General features: G+C 38.7%; 15 protein-coding genes. 4 read left to right on the plus strand and 11 right to left on the minus strand.

The features are described from left to right. The first annotated feature begins 31 nt into the window (after positions 1-31). Both H5088_RS05255 and H5088_RS05260 read left to right on the plus strand, forming a co-directional pair. Positions 32-1,198: a nucleotide sugar dehydrogenase gene (locus H5088_RS05255; RefSeq protein ID WP_182752380.1), complete on the plus strand. Its 1,167-nt coding sequence runs from the start codon at positions 32-34 to the stop codon at positions 1,196-1,198. Between the two features lie 270 nt (positions 1,199-1,468). Then, positions 1,469-1,921 carry a hypothetical protein gene (locus H5088_RS05260; RefSeq protein ID WP_182752381.1) on the plus strand — a complete coding sequence of 151 codons (453 nt, stop codon included), beginning with the start codon at positions 1,469-1,471 and terminating at the stop codon, positions 1,919-1,921. 296 nt (positions 1,922-2,217) lie between these two features. On the opposite strand, the gene H5088_RS05265 is transcribed toward H5088_RS05260, so the two are convergent. The 11 genes from H5088_RS05265 to lptD all read right to left on the minus strand — a co-directional run bounded on the left by H5088_RS05265 (position 2,218) and on the right by lptD (position 16,390). After that, complete coding sequence (locus H5088_RS05265) at positions 2,218-3,492, minus strand: PrsW family intramembrane metalloprotease (protein WP_182752382.1); 1,275 nt, start codon at positions 3,490-3,492, stop codon at positions 2,218-2,220. 1 nt (position 3,493) lies between these two features. Beyond that, positions 3,494-4,693: an RDD family protein gene (locus H5088_RS05270; protein WP_182752383.1), complete on the minus strand. Its 1,200-nt coding sequence runs from the start codon at positions 4,691-4,693 to the stop codon at positions 3,494-3,496. Between the two features lie 808 nt (positions 4,694-5,501). Further along, on the minus strand, positions 5,502-5,954 hold the full coding sequence (locus H5088_RS05275) for an REP-associated tyrosine transposase (protein WP_182752384.1): 453 nt from the start codon (positions 5,952-5,954) through the stop codon (positions 5,502-5,504). 290 nt (positions 5,955-6,244) lie between these two features. Further along, a protein-coding gene (locus tag H5088_RS05280) for an IS3 family transposase (RefSeq protein WP_182752385.1) occupies positions 6,245-7,407 on the minus strand; the annotation gives its coding sequence in 2 pieces (ribosomal slippage) (positions 6,245-7,152 and positions 7,152-7,407; 1,164 coding nt in all). Positions 7,408-7,660: 253 nt separating this feature from the next. Beyond that, on the minus strand, positions 7,661-9,676 hold the full coding sequence (locus H5088_RS05285; RefSeq protein WP_182736712.1) for a methyl-accepting chemotaxis protein: 2,016 nt from the start codon (positions 9,674-9,676) through the stop codon (positions 7,661-7,663). A 137-nt stretch (positions 9,677-9,813) separates the two neighbouring features. Further along, the gene (locus tag H5088_RS05290; RefSeq protein WP_182752386.1) at positions 9,814-10,632 is read right to left on the minus strand and encodes a symmetrical bis(5'-nucleosyl)-tetraphosphatase; all 819 of its coding nucleotides are present in this window, start codon (positions 10,630-10,632) and stop codon (positions 9,814-9,816) included. Positions 10,633-10,640: 8 nt separating this feature from the next. Next, a complete protein-coding gene (apaG, locus tag H5088_RS05295) occupies positions 10,641-11,030 on the minus strand; it encodes a Co2+/Mg2+ efflux protein ApaG (RefSeq protein WP_182752387.1) in 390 nt (129 codons plus the stop codon). Further along, a complete protein-coding gene (rsmA, locus tag H5088_RS05300; RefSeq protein WP_002960838.1) occupies positions 11,014-11,820 on the minus strand; it encodes a 16S rRNA (adenine(1518)-N(6)/adenine(1519)-N(6))-dimethyltransferase RsmA in 807 nt (268 codons plus the stop codon). The genes apaG and rsmA overlap by 17 nt, the downstream gene beginning before the upstream one ends. Then, complete coding sequence (pdxA, locus tag H5088_RS05305; RefSeq protein ID WP_024589800.1) at positions 11,817-12,809, minus strand: 4-hydroxythreonine-4-phosphate dehydrogenase PdxA; 993 nt, start codon at positions 12,807-12,809, stop codon at positions 11,817-11,819. The genes rsmA and pdxA overlap by 4 nt, the downstream gene beginning before the upstream one ends. 2 nt (positions 12,810-12,811) lie before the next feature. Further along, positions 12,812-14,107: a peptidylprolyl isomerase SurA gene (gene surA / locus H5088_RS05310; protein ID WP_149602106.1), complete on the minus strand. Its 1,296-nt coding sequence runs from the start codon at positions 14,105-14,107 to the stop codon at positions 12,812-12,814. A gap of 30 nt (positions 14,108-14,137) precedes the next feature. After that, positions 14,138-16,390 (minus strand): LPS assembly protein LptD, encoded by a 2,253-nt coding sequence (gene lptD / locus H5088_RS05315; RefSeq protein ID WP_039485527.1) that lies wholly within the window; start codon positions 16,388-16,390, stop codon positions 14,138-14,140. A gap of 100 nt (positions 16,391-16,490) precedes the next feature. On the opposite strand from lptD, the gene H5088_RS05320 reads away from it, so the two are divergent. Together H5088_RS05320 and murU are read left to right on the plus strand one after the other, a co-directional pair. Further along, complete coding sequence (locus H5088_RS05320) at positions 16,491-17,492, plus strand: aminoglycoside phosphotransferase family protein (RefSeq protein WP_182752388.1); 1,002 nt, start codon at positions 16,491-16,493, stop codon at positions 17,490-17,492. Next, a complete protein-coding gene (gene murU, locus H5088_RS05325) occupies positions 17,489-18,145 on the plus strand; it encodes an N-acetylmuramate alpha-1-phosphate uridylyltransferase MurU (protein ID WP_039485522.1) in 657 nt (218 codons plus the stop codon). The genes H5088_RS05320 and murU overlap by 4 nt, the downstream gene beginning before the upstream one ends. Position 18,146 lies beyond the last annotated feature (1 nt).

Raw genomic sequence — 18,146 nt, forward strand, 5'->3', positions numbered from 1 at the left:
ATTAATTGTTAACTAATCTTAAAGGATTAATATGAAAATTGCTGTAGTTGGTACGGGCTATGTAGGCCTTTCTAACGCTATGTTGCTAGCACAACACAATGAAGTGGTTGCATTAGATATAGACGAACACAAAATCGCACTTTTAAATGATAAAAATTCACCAATAGTTGATACCGAAATTAGTGAGTTTTTAACACGTAGCGACTTAAATTTCACCGCAACTACTGACAAAGTAGCAGCTTATAAAAATGCTGATTTTGTCATTATAGCTACACCCACTGATTACGATGTAGAAAACAATTACTTTAATACAAGTTCAGTAGAGGCGGTAATTAAAGATGCGATAGCGCATAACCCAAATGCAGTTATGGTGATTAAATCAACTATACCTGTTGGCTTTACACATAGTATTAAAGAAAAACTTGGTATTAATAACTTAATATTTTCGCCAGAATTTTTACGTGAAGGTAAAGCACTACACGATAACCTATACCCATCACGTATAGTTGTTGGTGAGCAAAGTGAGCGCGCAACTGTGTTTGCTAACTTACTTAAGCAAGGCGCTACAAAACAAGATATTGAAGTACTGTTTACCGACTCAACAGAAGCTGAAGCGATTAAGCTTTTCTCAAATACTTATTTAGCGATGCGCGTCGCTTATTTTAATGAGCTTGATAGCTATGCAGAATCTCACGGTTTAAATAGTAAACAAATTATACAAGGTGTTAGCTTAGACCCTCGCATAGGTAGCCATTACAATAATCCATCGTTTGGATATGGCGGTTACTGCTTACCAAAAGATACTAAGCAATTACGTGCAAATTATGCAAATGTACCAAACAATATTATTGGTGCTATTGTTGATGCTAATACCACACGTAAAGACTTTATTGCGGACTCAATAATTAAACGCAGCCCTAAAGTGGTTGGTGTATATCGTTTAGTGATGAAAACAGGGTCTGATAACTTTAGAGCCTCTGCCATCCAAGGTATTATGAAACGCATTAAAGCGAAAGGTATTGAGGTTGTAGTTTACGAGCCTGTACTTGAAGAAAATGAGTTTTATCACTCACGTGTAATTAAAGACCTAAATGAGTTTAAGCAAATGTCTGACGTTGTTGTATCTAACCGTATGGTTGAAGAGCTTAGCGATATTGCTGATAAGGTTTATACACGTGATTTATTTGGTAGTGACTAGTATATAATTTTATATAGCGTCCATTTATTATGGGCGCTTACATTTATTTTCTGTATTTTAAACATAGATAGTTATTAAAGAAGCGAGCAGTCATTTCTCTTTTTTATATTAATACTGAAATGAAACAGATTTCTAAACTATGAAAATAAGTTTGAACAATCGCTTGCAGTAGGTGATTACTATGAGCACATAGCAGTCAGTACGAGCTTTGCTGAACTTGAAACAAGTCGACAGTTTTCGATAAGTCGTGGTGGCTTAGCAACAAATACCATGATGCTCTACCCTGTAGGAGTAACTGCAGAAGAGGTCGCAGCTCAAGAAGAAGCGCATGAGCTAGGTGAACATAATTTATTCACTTATTATATTAATGACTTCACTTATAATTGGGTCGATAGAAAGCCACTGAGTGTTAAGTATAATGCAGAGCTTGAATTTATCGTAAACTCATTCTCTCTTGTAGATAGCAGTACTTCGAGTGTGGAAATTTTGTCTAATTTAAACTTCAACCTAAAAGTAAAAGACACTAACTTTAATGTAGATATAACCCCAGATACCCAACTTTATGATTTTGTTCCATTGTCGGCTGGAACAGTATCAATAGAGTTTGCCCTGTCTAATTTTACTGCAGGTAATCAAACGCTTGAACTTGATATGCGAATCGCAGGGTCACAAACCATTGGTGGTTTTAGCGAGACCGCAGTGGAAATTGAAATTCTTGAGTAACGAAGTAAATTCTAAACACTGAATATTTATATCTATTTTTAAGAAAAGCAGTTTTACTTTTAAAGCCCTATGACAATAGCCCTAATTATTTCCATAGGGCTATTTCAAAAAACTTGAATCACATTACTTGGTCATGTTTTTATTTCCTACTTTATTAAAATGGCAGTTACAGACTCACCGCTAAATACATAAGATTGTACTTAATAAATGTAAGTTAGACTGCGCTGTCTTATTGCCTCGTATAAACTCTGCGTATGTTTACTTCAATTTTGGTCTGTTATTGATCAGCATTCTTATCACACACTCTCTTCGGAAGTCGCGTTATTTTTTAATGACTTTAGCTCTAATACGCCTTCATTAATGTAAGAAAATATAACTATCCAACCAACGACTGAAATAAAAGAGGCTTTAATGATCCAAGGCAAAAGCCAGTCTCCACTATTCCATAGCATATGTGAAAGTGTTGCTATTAGAAAAACCCGTACAAAAGTATATTCAAATAGCATACTTATCATAAAGGGTCTGCCTTGCTTAACTTTCCATAATGCAGCACCTATCATACCGGTCCAAATTATATGCCCAAAGGGAGACAAGACACCTCGTAAATTAATGTTATCTATCATTGAGGTATAGTTCTGACTCAAAAGAATTTCAAATGCATACCCAGCACTTTCAAATGAACCAAAACCACAGCCAACAGCAGCCCCAAACAATAAACCGTTTAAAATATATGGGTATCTGACTGCATTTGCTATTAATAGAAGTGCGATTAATTTACCAGGCTCTTCAGCTAAACCTGCAACAGGTGGGCCTAGCCAGTTTAAGTCAGAAGTTAATTGAAACATGAGCAATGAAAAAATGAGCGACAGTATCCCGCCTTGTAGAACGAGTTTAAATACTTTTATTAATGATACATTTCTTGGCACGTTTGTCTCGAAAAAGAAAACGAGTACACTCAAAGGCATTGCAAACGTGCCCACAAAAATTAAGCCGGGCAATAGTTTGATATTTTCCCAATATTCAAATGAGTAAATAAAGCCAAAATAGGTTAGTAGCATCAATCCAAAAAGCCGAATAAATAACCAAGGTCTTGGGAATTCGGATGTTATTTCATTGATATCAGGTGTTGTTGTCATCGTTCCAACCGAATAATACTCTTCAAGCTCTTCATCATTTCTTTTCTTAAACACATCTGAAAAAAGTAGCTTGATGTTGAAGTCCGCCAGATCTGTAGTGCCCGCAAAGGAGGTGACATGCTGACTTAATGTCGCTCGGTTTTGGAACAACGTTTTTTTAGCTATTACATCTCCTTTTGATGAAAAACGATTACTTGCATTCTCATTACCCATTACATAGCAGATAATGCCAGCTTCTAGCATCATCTCAGACATGTACTGGGCTTTTTCGTGACTTAGACCCTTCTTTAATACATAGCTTCTGCCATTAAAATATTGCTCAGCTTTAGCGATTGAAATATTAAAGAGCGAAGCAAACTCATTTACTGCTTTCCCTCGGTTTTTATCCGGGGCAATATCCCCTTTAAAAACGAGCTTATAAGTACACGCCATCATACTACCTCGTAAATAATAGTTTTACAGATGGTGTTACGGCGAGGCTGATTTCCATACCTACACTTTTCATACTTCTGATGTTAACTTTTCTTTGTAAATCAGCACTCATTTTGATTGCGCGAACTAACATTGCCACGATCGGTTTATCTTTAACTTTCTCTTCAAGCTCTTCCATTGATAGCGTCGTTTCACTGTTCATTTTAATAATGACATTAACCTTTGGTGATACACCGACTTCCATCTCAAGATCTTCAATAATGTAGCCCGCATTCTCTAGATAAGGTATTGATGAATTTATTTGTACTACAGATTCTTGTAGTTTTACCATACCAATTGTTTGCGCTCTTTTGAGTTGCTCAAATGCCATTTTTTGTGCTTTTACAGTAAAAGCATTAGAGCTAATAAAGCTACTTGATTCCTCTTCAACAACATAAGCCCCCGACATTAAATCATGGAATCCTCGACGCTTAGGGTTGAAGAAAATACTTATCGCTGATATAAAGAAAAAGGCGAAGCCTACTAAGAATACAATGGATCTTATGAAGGCGTTAAGTAAGTTTAATGGGGCCGAGCTTTCATCTATAACTTTTATTTTTAATAACCTTGCGCCAATTGTTTTTCCGCCTGATAAATTGCCGGTCATCAGCGTGAAATAAACAAGACTTAACACAAATCCAAGGTACTTTAAGCTTTCAAGTGTGGCTGGAAAAAAGGTCAGTATCAAATACGTAATAATAAACGTAAAAACTATCGTTATTAGTTGGTCAATGCACACGGCCGCGACACGTTTCCACGGTTTTGCTATTAGAAAGGTGTCTACTTTTATTGTGTCATTTTCATTGGCAGGTTCTTGGGCTGCATCCGCTTCTATTGTCGAAATGTCTTCAACGACGGCAACAGTTTCAATTTCTTCTTCTGCGGCCAAGTCATCGACTTCTTCGATGTCTTCAAGATTAAAAAGATCTTCATTATTATGTTTAAATTGAAGCTCAACTTTTCCACCAAACTTAATGATAGCCTGTTCGATTTTATTGGCTTTTTCTTCGTCCAAATCGGTAAAAAGCACGAGATTATCTTGCTTTAAATAGCCGATGACATCTGCTTTAGATGCGCTTGGGAAACAACGCTTAATTACGCCAGCAAGGTTAGCGATATTATTTTTATTACTGATCCCTCTGTAGATAACATCACACTTCATCATAATATATTTCAGTCCCTTTAATATTTAAGTTCGCAATAGAATTTTATTAGCTTTATTTTGGTTATGAACAGGCGCTCATAAACGGGTGTCTTCAATCAACGGTTGCGCTAAGGTGAAGTCACTTGGACTCTTAAGTGGTTTGCTTTGCTCTTACCTATAGCCATCATCTTAAAACGATATTTTTCGCATTTAGTTTTAGATGAAACTCAAATAGCACAGAGCCAAACTTACTTGATCCTATCTGTATTGGCGTGCACGGCGAAGCATGACAATCTGCCTGTTAACAAATGTGAGAGTGCGCTAGTTGTGTCTTTAAATTTGATAACGCTCTAGCGTTTAATACTTTTCAAAACAGTGGGTACATATTGGATAGGGATAATGGGAAATGAATACGTTTTACTTTCATGTCAACTCATCGTCCAATTTGATAAGTACTACAACTGACTAGCCGAGAATAGTATACATTCCTGCCATGCATATCAAATAAAAATTTATAGTGCATACAATGAACTAAAAACATTTTTTCTTTGCATGACGGTTAATAATATTACTAATACCCACGATATCTCGGTTTGTAAGGAAGTATTTTAATATTTACCTATGCCATAGCTTCATCGGTAATCCCCACAAAAAATAATAGAAGCCAAATGTAGAATTTTCTCCGATTGCCATCCCGATTTACAGTGATATTTTTTAGCATAATTATTCCATCAGCAGTACATACTTAAGTAAGGAAGAAAAAAGCGATATATTAGTAGTTAGTAATTGGTGTATATAAGTTGTAGGTGAGGTTTTATTATCTCGCTTTTTATTTTATATAAATACAATCCCAATAAGGGTATGAAGCAATTTTATCGACAATTTTAGCCCGCAAAGGGTTAGCAATAATATATCTAGCATTGTTCAGTAAATCATTTTCATTTCTAATCATGTGATCATAGTAGTTACGTTGCCATAATTTATACATACCCAAATCGTTACGAGTTACTTTAGAGCAACGCCCTTTAAATAACTTAATTACATCGGACAGCGCTTTTTTAGTTCCTAATTGAATTAGCCAATGTATATGATTTGGCATAATTACAAATGCTATTGTTATAGCTGCTTCTTGCGTTTCTATCTTTTTCATTTCTGTGATTATTAAACGATTAATATCCATAGAAATAAATATGTTTTCTCTTTTGTGTGCCATTAGTGTGATTGAGTAAAATCGATTTGTTAATGATACTCTTCCTTTTCGCAATAAATCAGAACGATACATTTTTACAGTCTTTCAATACTTTTCATTAAAGGTAGCAGAGGTTTCAAATTAAGAGAGGGCGAAGTAAAGTTAGGTTAGATGAGCGCGAAGTAAATTCGCACCTACAGGGTGTGTGCATGTTGTAGGTGAGGTTTTATACCTCGCTTTGGTAACGTTAGGTTAGATGATCGCGAAGTAAATTTGCACCTACAGGGGGCATGTTGTAGGTGAGGTTTTATACCTCGCTTTGGTAAAGTTAGGTTAGATGAGAGCGAAGTAAATTCGCACCTACAGGGTGTGTATTGTTGTGGTCAACTAATTCCGGACAGTGAATTAAGTTTTTCTTCAGCTACAGCAGGGGCAACCATTTGATTATGGCTATGTGGCCTGCGCCAGTTATAATAATTCATCAAATAATTGCTAATATCTTTTTCAGCTTCTTGGTAATTACTATAACCTAATGAGGGAACCCATTCTGTTTTTAAACTTCTAAATAGGCGCTCCATCGGCGCATTATCCCAACAATTACCTCGGCGGCTCATACTTTGTTTTATCCGGTAACGCCATAGCCTCTGCTGAAACCTCTTTGCGCCGTATTGGCTTCCTTGATCTGAGTGAAACATTAATTCAGATGGCTTGCCTCGTTGCTCGTAGGCTCTGTCTAATGCTTTAATAACCAATTCAGTATCAGGCTTATCTGACAATGCCCAGCCAACTACGCGACGAGCAAACAAGTCGATAATAACAGCCAGATAAGACCACTTATTACCCGTCCAAATATAGGTAATATCCCCACACCAAACTTGGTTTGGGCTATCAACGTCAAACTCACGATTAAGTACGTTTGGAATGTCTGGCCGCTCCACAGTCGCCAACTTATACGAATGAGGTCCAGGTTGTTTACATACCAATTCCATGTCGCGCATGATACGGCGCACCTTAAACACACCTGTCGGTAAGTCAACGTCATTCAGCATCGCTACTAACGTGCGGCTACCTGCTGACTCACGACTGAGTAAAAATAACTCATTAATCGTTGATCTAAGTTGCACCTCTTCAAGCTTTATCGATGTTACACGCTTTTTAAAATCATAAAAGCTCGAACGTGGAACATCGAAGACGCTACAGAGCATTTCCACAGACTCATGCTCACTTAATTGGTCTATCAACGAATATTGTTCATCTCGTCTGACATTAAGAGAGCTGTAGCCTTTTTTAGAATTGTTTTTTCTCTTTCAAGTCGATTCACTTTAGCTTCAAGTTCCTTAATTCTCTGCTGCTCAGGGGTAAGCGCTTTGGAGTTTGGTGTTGTGCCACCACGCTCTTCTTGTAATTGCATAACCCAACGTCGAAGGGCTGTTTCACCGACTTCTAGTGAACGAGCAGCTTCTGGAAATGAGTATCCATCATCAAGGACTAATTTTGCTGAATCAAATTTAAACTCTTGAGAAAAAGAGCGACGTTGTTTTGTCATAGAACACCTCTGTTTGAGTGGTAATAATACCACCTAAATTAGTGTCCGGTTTTATTGAATCACAACATATGTTGTAGGTGAGGTTTTATACCTCGCTTTGGTAAAGTTAAATTAGATGAGCGCGAACTAAATGCGCACTTACAGGGTGTGTGTATGTTGTAGGTAAAGTTTTACATCTCGCTTTAAAGCTCTAATAAACAAAAACCCCGATGGTACATAGTACCATCGGGGTTTTTTAATCGTTTTAGTAAACTTAAACTTTAAATTCGTCTACCGACAAGCGAAGTTCTTCAGCAAGTTTTGCTACTTCTGAACTTGAGATATTAGTTTGATTTGCGCCTTCGGCTGTTTGCTCTGCGATGGCTACAATCGACTCAAGGCGTTCGCTAATTTCTTGTGCTACTTGTTGTTGCTCAAGTGCGGCAGTCGAAATTTCTTCACTTACGTCGTGGGCTTGCGAAACTGCAAATGTAATCGAATCAAGTGCGCTACTTGCTAGGTCGGTTTGCTCAACACACGATACCGCACGTTGTTTACCTTTGCTCATTGCCGTTACTGCAGCTTCTGCGCCTGTTTGTAGAGACTCAATCATTGATTGTATCTCTTGGGTCGACTCTTGAGTTTTACTCGCTAGAGAGCGTACTTCGTCAGCTACAACAGCAAAGCCTCTGCCATATTCACCAGCTCGCGCAGCTTCAATTGCGGCATTTAGTGCAAGTAGGTTAGTTTGATCCGCTATTCCGCGTATTACATCTAAAATGCTGCCTATTGATGCGCTATCTTGATGCAGTTTATTAATGACTTGTGAGGCGTCGTCTACTTCACGTGCTAGCTGTTCAATCGTTGCTTTATTGTTATTCGAAATACCTTTAACGCGTTCAGCTTCTTTATCAGCATTTTTAATTTCGCTAAGCGCTTGTTGAGCGCTGTTACTAACTGTTTGCGATGTACTGCTCATTTCGGTTGTTGCAGTAGCTGCTTGTTCAACTTGTGCTTGCTGGTTACGAATTGCTTGGCTTGATTCTGAGGTAATGGCCGATGTTTGCTCTGATGCTGCTGCAAGCTGAGTAGAGCGCGAAATAATACCTTTAATTAGGCTGCGTAGGCTGTCAATTAGTGTATTACAACTTTTAGATAGTTCGCCAAACTCGTCTTGAGCACTGTCGTCTAAACGTTGTGTCATGTCGCCACTGGCAACAATATCTAAAATGCGATTAACTTCGGCAAGTGGTTTAGTAATGCGGCTAACAGTAATAATGGCAATCACAATTGCTAAAAGAGTGGCTATAACCATGCCAACCCACGTCCATAAATTAGCTGAGTCAACGTCACTGCGCACACCTTGTTGCAATTTAAACGCAACGTCACTCGCTTGATTAACTAACTCGTCAATTTGGTTAAGTGCCATTTTGGTGGCTTGCTCTGACTGTGCAAGCTCTGATTGCGTAAGCGTAATCGAATCAATTAAACGTTTTTTGTTTGCTGCTAAGCTGTTACTGCCCTTTATGTTATTTTCTAAAATATCAACATACTCTTTTAGGCTTGAATATAAGTCGCTATGCGTTTGCTCTATTGCTGGCTTAATTAAATCAACGGTGCGTACTACTTCTTCAAGGTAATACGTTTGCTCGTTTTTAACAATATCGAGAGTGTTAAGCGTTTTAACAGTTAGCATGTCGGTGCTGTTACTAACTACCGACATAAAGTTGTTTTCTAAATTATTTGCAGCTTGATAAGCGCGAGGGTGGTTTTGTTCAAATCCGTCAATGTCGATAATGTCGAGTACAACAGAGTTAGCATCTTCTGCACTTAGCTCTATGTTTTCTAATTGTGCTTTTAATGCTTTATTTAATGCTAGTTGTTTGCCTTTATCTGCTAATAAATTTTCAACGGTGCTTAAAAAGCTTAAATAGGTTTTTTCTACGTTTTGGCTGCTTTGATTAAGTGCAGCATCGTTTTTTACTACATCTTGAAGCTCACGGTGCAGCGTGTTGAATTGCTGTTTTTGCTCAAGAACTTGTGCTTTTATTGGCGCAAGCTCATTGGCTGATGTTGTGTAAAAGCTCGCTTGTGCGGCTTTACTCATTAAAATAAATTCGGCTTGTAGCTCAGAGCTTTTATTTAATGCTGGGAGTGATAGTTGGTTCACTTTTTGAGTGGAACGGTCAATATTTGCAATTTTTATTAAGGAATTACCACCAATTATTAATAATAATAGTGTGATAAATATAAAACCACCCCAAATACGCTGGCTTACTGTCAGGTTCATAAGATTTCCACTCAAAAAGTACTTCAATTAAGACTTATCGGCGTTTGTACCAATAAGTTAAGTAATTAAAATCAATTACTTTAATTAATTTTAACTATTAATTGATAAATCTAACAGATGTATTGTTTTTTTTCAGTTTATTTAGACGAAAGGTGGGAATTTTCTACAATTACTTTTTTAGTACTCAGCTCCATTAGGGTCATGGTGTTACCCCATACGCAGCCTGTATCTAGGGCGTGAACCCGTGAATTACCTGTTCTACCTTCAAGTGCGGCCCAGTGGCCAAAAATAATATCGTGTTTAGATTTAGCTATATTGGGGTGGTTAAACCAAGGAGTGAGAGTTTCGCTGTCGGTTATTGCACCCTTTGCATTAAGCTCGAGTGTGTTATCACTTGTTAAAAAACGCATGCGGGTAAAGTAATTAACTATGTATCTAAACTTTGCAAAGTCATCAAGGGTGTTAGACCACCTAGCGGGGTGAGCCTGGTACATGTGTTCAAAAAACGCTTTTGCGTTACTTGATTGATAACAGCTTTGTGCAAATTGGGCTTGTTTTAGCGCATCTTCAACAGACCAATCAGGGTTTAACCCCGCGTGAGATATAAAGCAGTTATGTTTTATAAGCTCTAATGCCAATGGCTGGGTTTGTAAAAAAGCGATGTAGTTAGCCAATTTAGGGCTTTCAAATATTGAGTTTAATTTATCTTTTGGATTAGTGGGTTTGTTAAGAAAGTAGCAGGCAACCATGTGAAGGTCGTGATTGCCTAAAGTAATGGTCATGCTATTTTGATGTTGGTAAATATAGTCTAAGCAGGCTAGGGAGTCTGGCCCGCGAGCAACTATGTCGCCAACTAAATATAGGTGATCTTTACTTGGGTTAAAATCAACCCGTTGTAAAAGGGTGTTAAATTCACTAAAACACCCTTGTAAATCACCTATCGCATAATCTGCCATCTAAGTGCTTAATGCAAAATGTTAGGGCAAGCTAAACGAAACACATTAATAGGCGCCTGAAACTCAGAGCCAAACTCGTTGCGTAACGTGTAATGGCCTTGCATAGTGCCTACAGGTGTATCTAAAATTGCACCGCTGGTGTATTTATAGCTTTCGCCTGGGCCAATATCTGGCATTTCGCCAACAACGCCTTCGCCTTCAACTTCTACTTGTTTGCCATTTGCATCGGTAATTAACCAATAGCGGCTCAGTAATTTTGCACTGCATAAACTATGGTTTTTAATTGTTACCGAGTAAGCAAATACGTATTTTTCAAGCTCAGGTTGAGATTGGCCTTCTACGTAAAATGTTTCTACAGATACCTTTACAGGCGCTCCAATGTTACTGCTTGTTGTCATAAATCCAGTTAGCTATATCAATAAATTGTTGTAAAGATAAGCGCTCAGCACGCAGCGTTATATCAATGCCAATGCTAGTTAGTTCTTCTGCGGTAAGTAAGTTACCTAAACTATTACGTAGCGTTTTACGGCGCTGGTTAAATGCTTCTAAACACACGGTGTTTAAAATTTTAACGCTTTTTGCTGTACGTTGCTCTGGCTTTTTAGGTATTAAACGAATAACAGCAGAGTCAACTTTTGGCGCTGGTTTAAAGCACTCAGGTGGTACTTCAACAACCGGCATTGCATTACAGTAGTATTGAGTCATTACGCTTAAGCGACCAAATGTTTTACTACCTGGGCCTGCTACCATGCGTTTTACTACTTCTTTTTGAAGCATAAAGTGCATGTGCTCAATATGATCTGAAAATTCAAAAAGGTGAAACAATAACGGTGTCGAAATATTGTAAGGTAAGTTACCAAACACTTTTAATTTTTTGTCATCGCGAACCAAGCTTGCAAAGTCAAACGTCATTGCATCGCCTTGGTTAACGGTTAATTTAGGACCCAAAAATGGGTGTTCAATTAATCGTTGTGCTAAGTCTTTATCTAATTCAACAACCGTTAAATGGCCGCTTAAGTCGGCTACTGGCTCAGTAATTGCGCCAAGGCCGGGGCCAATTTCTACTAAGTTGTCTTCTGGTTTAGGATCAATCGCAGAGACTATTTTATCGATGATAGATTCATCAAATAAAAAGTTTTGCCCAAAACGCTTACGAGCGCGGTGTCCTAAATGTACTTTATCGGTCATTGATTTTGTGCTTTTTCTTGGGCGAGCTTAATTGCTTCGCGGATCGCTAATTCAAAACTGCCAACGTCAGCTGTACCAGTCCCTGCTAAATCGAGAGCAGTACCGTGGTCAACTGAGGTGCGGATAAATGGTAAGCCAAGGGTAATATTTACCGATTTACCAAATCCTTTGTATTTTAGCACAGGTAATCCCTGATCGTGATACATAGCAAGTACTGCATCTGCTTCAGATAGGTATTTATGTTGAAATAAGGTATCGGCCGGTAGTGGGCCAATTAAATTCATCCCTTCGCTTCTAAGTATTTCAAGCGTTGGGGTGATTGTTTCTATTTCTTCACGGCCTAAATGGCCATCTTCACCTGCATGTGGGTTTAAGCCACACACTAAAATACGTGGTTTTTCTATCCCAAACTTAGTTTGTAAGTCGTGATTTAAAATACCCGCTACTTTAGTTAAGCGCTCAGGAGTAATGGCACGCGACACATACGCAAGTGGAATATGCGTGGTTACAAGTGCAACGCGTAAACCTTCAGTTGCAAGCATCATAACCACATCTGCAGTATTTGATTGCTGCGCAAAATACTCAGTGTGTCCGCTAAATGAAATGCCCGCTTTGTTAATAATGCCTTTGTGAACAGGGCCCGTAACAACAGCATCGAACGTGCCATCCATGTTTTTTTCACTTGCTATACGCAAGGTATCTAACACGTATTGGCCGTTACCGTCGTTTAGTACGCCAAGCTCTACATCCGCACCTAAATCAACCTGATGAATATACAAACTGCCTGCAGGTGCTGCTATGGCGGGGGCATTATCATCAAATTCAATTAAGTTTATTGTTAAGCCTAAATGCTTTGCACGCTCTTTTAATAGTTTGCCATCAGCAATCGCTATTAGTTGAGCGTCCCACGCTTGCTGAGCAAGCGTGAGTAGCAGATCTGGGCCAATACCGGCTGGTTCACCCGGTGTAATAGCAATTCTTAGAGTCATATTTATTGGTCTATAGGGAAAATTTCAACGTGAGCTTGCTCGCGCATTTCTTGCTGCCAGTTAAAACTTTCTTCCTTAAATTTACGGTTAAACAACATGCCATGAGCACGGTTACGTTTAGCTAGTTCAGTTTTATCAGCTACACGTTTGCCAAGTAACTGCACAATATGCCAACCAAACTGTGTTCTAAACGGTTCGCTTATTTCATTTTCTTTAAGAGAAAGTAATGTATCTTTAAACGCAGGTACGTAGGTAGTTGGATCTGTCCAATCGTACTCGCCGCCTTTAAGTGCAGAGCCTGGATCTTCTGAGTACTCTTTAGCAAGTTCACCAAAGTCGGCTGTTCCTGCGCGTAAGTCTTTTGCAAAGCCTGCAAGCATTGAGCGTGCTTTTTCTTCACTTAAAATAATTGAAGGTTTAATAAGTATATGGCGTGAACGTACTTCAGTTGTTTCTACAACTTGTAGACCACGAACGTCTTGTACTTTAATGATATGAAAACCAGCACCAGAGCGAAGTGGGCCAACAATAGCGCCTTTCTTTTGGCCTTTTACTGCTTCAGCAAAAAGCGATGGCATTTCGTTAATGCCCATGTAACCAAGTTGTCCACCTTCAAGTGCTTTAGAGCCGCTTGATGATGAAATAGCAATACGCTTAAACTCTTGGCCATCGTTTAATAGCTCAATAACTTTATCGGCACGTGTTTTTGCATCAGCAATTTCGTCAGCTGTCGCATCGTTAGGGATATCTATTAAAATATGACCAATGTCGTACTCTTCAGCACTTTGACCTTGGGTTTCCATAATTTTTAAAAGGTTATCAACTTCTTGTTCGCTAATATAAATACGACGATCAACGCTTGCACGTGTTACTTGCTGCGTTGTGATTTCTTTACGAATTTCTTCACGGTAAGCTTGAAAGCTTTCGCCCGAACCTTCAATAGTGCGGCGTAAGTCGGCGATTGTTCCGCCTTGCTCTTTTGCCATGTTAGCGAGAGTTTGATCGAGTTGACTGTCTGAGATTTGTAACCCCATACGATCAGCCATTTGCATCATAAGCGCTTGATTAACTAAACGCTCTACAGCTTGTACACGAAGTGTTTCATCTTTTGGTAATTGCTGGCCTTGTTCTTGTGCTTGCTTTTTAACACGATCAATTATGGTGTCTACTTCGCTTTTTAAAATTACGCCTTGGTTTACAACGCCAATAACTTTATCTATTTCTACTGGTGCAGCCATTACACTTTGACAAAGGCTGGCACTTAAAACTGCTGATGTTAATAATTTTTTTAAATTCATATTCTTTTTACTACTCTTGCTGATAGTACTCTAGTTACTAAGAAAATACGGTCTACGATAGCCAAAAATACCTTGTTGTAATAATTTTTGTGCATCATAACGGCTTTTACTGCCAAGTCCTTTTAATACAAAATTCAAACTAATACCTGAATCAAAAGTTGCTTGTTCTTGTCCTATTGACTGATTTAAATCAGTTTCAATTTGGCGATGGCCAGTAATTTGGATAGCCCAACAGCATGATTCATACTGTAATCCGCTCAATACTTCGATACTTCTGTTGTTTTCAAGATCTCGATGATAGCTCGCAATAAATTGCCATTCGTCGCTAATAGGAATACTTGTAAATACACCTGCTTGCTCGATTGTATTTCCTGAGACATCATTTGCATAGCGATGGTTCAATTGTACTAGCTGATTATTATCACCTTTATAATCAAGCGTTACATTTGACTGTACCATTTGCTTGCCATCTGTATCATATTGAATACCTCCAGCGAGGTACCAACGGCGGTGCCAATGTAACATGGTTTGAGCTGCAAATAGTGCATTATAATTAGTGTCTGAGTTTAAGCCTTGCTCTGTTGGCTTGGCATCGTCACTTAAATAAAATATTTGGCCCGCACTAAAGTTAAACACTTCTTCTTGTTTTTTATCAAATAAGCGCGTTGTAGCACCTAAAGTAAACTGATTAGCAGCTGCTATACGGTCAACACCCGAAAAGCGCACGTCTCTAAATAAACCATAATAATCATCTTGCAGTTTGGTTGTATCAAACAAGCCAATATCTGACTGATCTTTATTAGGTGTATATAAATACTGAATTTGCGGTTCTAGTGTTTGTATACCATCTTCAAAAAAGTAAGATGCGTCACGCTCAAAATTAAGCTGAGAGTACAAACGTACTTTTGGGATAGTACGCGATACAGTATCGCTGTATTGCGTGCCGGTTAAGTTTCCGCTTTGCTTATAATTAGTTTGTAATAAGCTCACTTCAGATAAAAATGACCACGCATGCGTAGCGTAGTTGTAGCGTGCTTTTGGCTCTACGTGTACACGAGTTGCGCTGTCTATGGCCACTTCTGATGAATCATTAGTAAAATGGCTAATCTCGCCCGACACACTAAAGTCAAAATTATCAAAACGCCAAGGCGCTGTTTGCGTAAAATTAACTTGTGGTATTGCAGTGTATGACTCTAAGTGATCGCCGAGTACTTCAAAGTTTTGCACTTTAATATCAGTGCGCCATGTATCACCTAAATGGGTAAGTGAACCAGTACGATACAATTGAGTATCGGTTTTACTTGCGTAGTTTGAAGTTAAGTCGGTGATGTAGTTATCATCGCTCACATTGGTTACATCAACGTTTGCGCGCCAGTTTTCACCTAGGTAGCTTTGCTGTTGCCAATGAAACATGTAGCGTTCATTCAAATCAGGCTCAGAATCATCACTATCTAAGTATTCAATCCCTACTAAGCCTTCGTGTTGCTCTGTTAGGTATCTAAATTCTGTTTGTAACTGCAGCCCTTTGTTAGACATATAACGAGGCGTAATAGTGGCATCAAAATTAGGTGCAATATTTAAATAATAAGGCGTAATTGTTTCAAGGCCGTATTTGTCAGAGCTTGAAATAGTCGGGGTAAGTAATCCCGATTTACGGCGTTCATCTAGCGGGAATGTAAAATAGGGTAAATATAGAACTGGTGTATCTAAAATACGCAATACGGCGTTATATGTTTCGCCCCAGCCTTCTTCGCGTGAAAGGTTTATTTCGTCAGCTTCAATTTCCCATGCTGGGGTGTCACTTGGGCAAGTAGTAAAGCTTGCATTCATGAGTAATAGGCCAGACTGATTAACAGTGAGCTTTTCAGCGCCGCCTTTACCTTGTTGTTCGGTTAGGCTGTAGTCGGCGCCTAACAAACTGACTTCTGAATTATTTAAATCGGCATTTAATCCGGTGCTGTTTACTTTACTTACGTAGTCTTGATAAGTAATTGGCCCCGTTGCATTTAATAAACCACGCTGTTTGTCTATCAACGCAGTTTGTGCGGACAAACTCATCTTAAGGGTGTTAATATCAACATTGCCGGTAAATTCAGCGCTTTGAGTGCCAAGTAGCTCAACATCATCAGCTTGGATATCAACTTCACCAAGGTTAAGGCCTTCAAGTGGTTGCCAAGCTCTGGTTTGCATTGAAATGCCACAAAGGTTGTGTGCCAGTTCAGTTTCGGCAAGCGATGGTGCGCTAACTACGCTTAGCATCAATATGCCCCAGGTTTTGCTCATTTATCGACCTTAATACTTTGTGTTTAATATAATATACACATAATAAAGGAAAATAATGGCAATTACAGTAATTGACCTATAAAAATAGATATCTAATAAAATGACACGCTTTGAGAATTTACAACAATTTATAAACACACACCTTAATGCCAAGTCGCATACTTTAAACGCGATCACGGGGGATGCTAGCTTTCGCCGTTATTATCGTTTAAATCACGATAATAAACATTTAATAGTGATGGACTCAGATCCAAAAAAAGTGAATAACGAACCTTACATTTCGCTAAACCAGGTGTTTGTTGAGCAAGGTTTTTTACTTCCCACTATTATTGCAAGCGATGAGAAACAGGGCTTTTTTATCCTCAGTGATTTAGGCAGTACGCACCTAGCTGACATGCTTGATGATGCAAACCGCACCGAGCATTACCAAGCATTAATTAGTTTAAGTGCTCAGTGGGCAAAAACGCCCACAGCTTCTGCTATGCAAGCGTATAACAAAGATTTTATAAAGCTAGAGCTTGATATATTTAGTCAGTGGTTAGTAAGCGACTTTATTAATGAGTCACTCAGTGCCGAACAAAAAATAATGTGGCAAACAAGTTCAGAGCTATTAATAAAGGCGATGCTTGAGCAACCTACGGTTACCGTTCATCGTGATTACCATAGCCGTAATATTATGAATAGTGACGGCCAGTGGGCCATTATAGATTATCAAGATGCTGTACGCGGGCCGCTTTGCTACGATTTAGTATCGCTACTGCGCGATTGCTACTTTAAATTGCCAGAGCAAGAATTAACAAGTTTACTTGATTTTGCTTATCAAGAATTTACAGTTCAAAATTTACTGACTAACACTTCATTCGATGAGTTTAAATATTGGTTTGATTTAACCGGATTACAGCGCCACTTAAAGGCTGCGGGTATATTTTGTCGATTGTATTTACGCGATGGTAAAACAGGTTATTTAGATAATATTTTACCGACGCTTGATTACATTATTGAAGTGGCAGCAATTTACCCAGAGCTTAAAGCATTGAGTGAGTGGACAAAAAATACCATAGTGCCAAAAGTGACTGAAAAGTTAGCAAAGGAGCACTCATGAAAGCGATGATTTTAGCTGCAGGGCGTGGGCAAAGAATGATGCCGCTTACGCAAAATATGCCAAAGCCAATGTTAAAAGTGGCAGAAAAACCACTTATTGAGCACCATATAAATAACCTTAAAGCAGCCGGCATTACCGATATTGTAATAAACCTTGCGTGGCAGGGGGATAAAATAAAAGACTACTTTAAGGATGGCAGTCAATTTGGCGTAAATATACTTTATAGCCAAGAAGTTGAAGGTGGCCTTGAAACAGCCGGCGGTATTATTGAAGCGTTACCGTTGTTGGGCGACTCGTTCATTGTAATAAATGGCGATGTATACACCGACTATGATGTAAGTGCGCTAATGCAACTTCATTTGCAACCCGGTGAGGCGCACATAGTGCTTATAGAAAACCCGCCACACAATCCTGATGGCGACTTTGCATTGAGCCATTTGTCGGCCGAGAGTCAAAAATATACCTTTTCGGGGATTGGCCGCTATCAGGCTGATTTTTTTAAAGGATTAACGCAAGGTATTCGCCCTTTAGGGCCTATTTTACGTGAAAAGCTAAATGAACATTTAGTCTCTACTGAGCTCTATATAGGGCAATGGGATGACATTGGTACACCAGAGCGTTTAAACCAATTAAACACGCGCCTTGAGGCGTAAC

Source organism: Pseudoalteromonas sp. SR43-3 (assembly GCF_014163875.1).
Lineage (GTDB): Bacteria > Pseudomonadota > Gammaproteobacteria > Enterobacterales > Alteromonadaceae > Pseudoalteromonas > Pseudoalteromonas distincta.

Bases quoted from the DNA above. Each gene is read 5' to 3' on its own strand.
- pdxA (WP_024589800.1), bottom strand. From the start codon at position 12,809: ATGACTCTAAGAATTGCTATTACACCGGGTGAACCAGCCGGTATTGGC.
- H5088_RS05265 (WP_182752382.1), bottom strand. From the start codon at position 3,492: ATGATGGCGTGTACTTATAAGCTCGTTTTTAAAGGGGATATTGCCCCG.
- H5088_RS05320 (WP_182752388.1), top strand. From the start codon at position 16,491: ATGACACGCTTTGAGAATTTACAACAATTTATAAACACACACCTTAAT.
- H5088_RS05275 (WP_182752384.1), bottom strand. From the start codon at position 5,954: ATGTATCGTTCTGATTTATTGCGAAAAGGAAGAGTATCATTAACAAAT.
- lptD (WP_039485527.1), bottom strand. From the start codon at position 16,390: ATGAGCAAAACCTGGGGCATATTGATGCTAAGCGTAGTTAGCGCACCA.
- murU (WP_039485522.1), top strand. From the start codon at position 17,489: ATGAAAGCGATGATTTTAGCTGCAGGGCGTGGGCAAAGAATGATGCCG.
- H5088_RS05260 (WP_182752381.1), top strand. From the start codon at position 1,469: ATGATGCTCTACCCTGTAGGAGTAACTGCAGAAGAGGTCGCAGCTCAA.
- H5088_RS05255 (WP_182752380.1), top strand. From the start codon at position 32: ATGAAAATTGCTGTAGTTGGTACGGGCTATGTAGGCCTTTCTAACGCT.
- apaG (WP_182752387.1), bottom strand. From the start codon at position 11,030: ATGACAACAAGCAGTAACATTGGAGCGCCTGTAAAGGTATCTGTAGAA.
- H5088_RS05270 (WP_182752383.1), bottom strand. From the start codon at position 4,693: ATGATGAAGTGTGATGTTATCTACAGAGGGATCAGTAATAAAAATAAT.
- surA (WP_149602106.1), bottom strand. From the start codon at position 14,107: ATGAATTTAAAAAAATTATTAACATCAGCAGTTTTAAGTGCCAGCCTT.
- rsmA (WP_002960838.1), bottom strand. From the start codon at position 11,820: ATGACCGATAAAGTACATTTAGGACACCGCGCTCGTAAGCGTTTTGGG.
- H5088_RS05285 (WP_182736712.1), bottom strand. From the start codon at position 9,676: ATGAACCTGACAGTAAGCCAGCGTATTTGGGGTGGTTTTATATTTATC.
- H5088_RS05290 (WP_182752386.1), bottom strand. From the start codon at position 10,632: ATGGCAGATTATGCGATAGGTGATTTACAAGGGTGTTTTAGTGAATTT.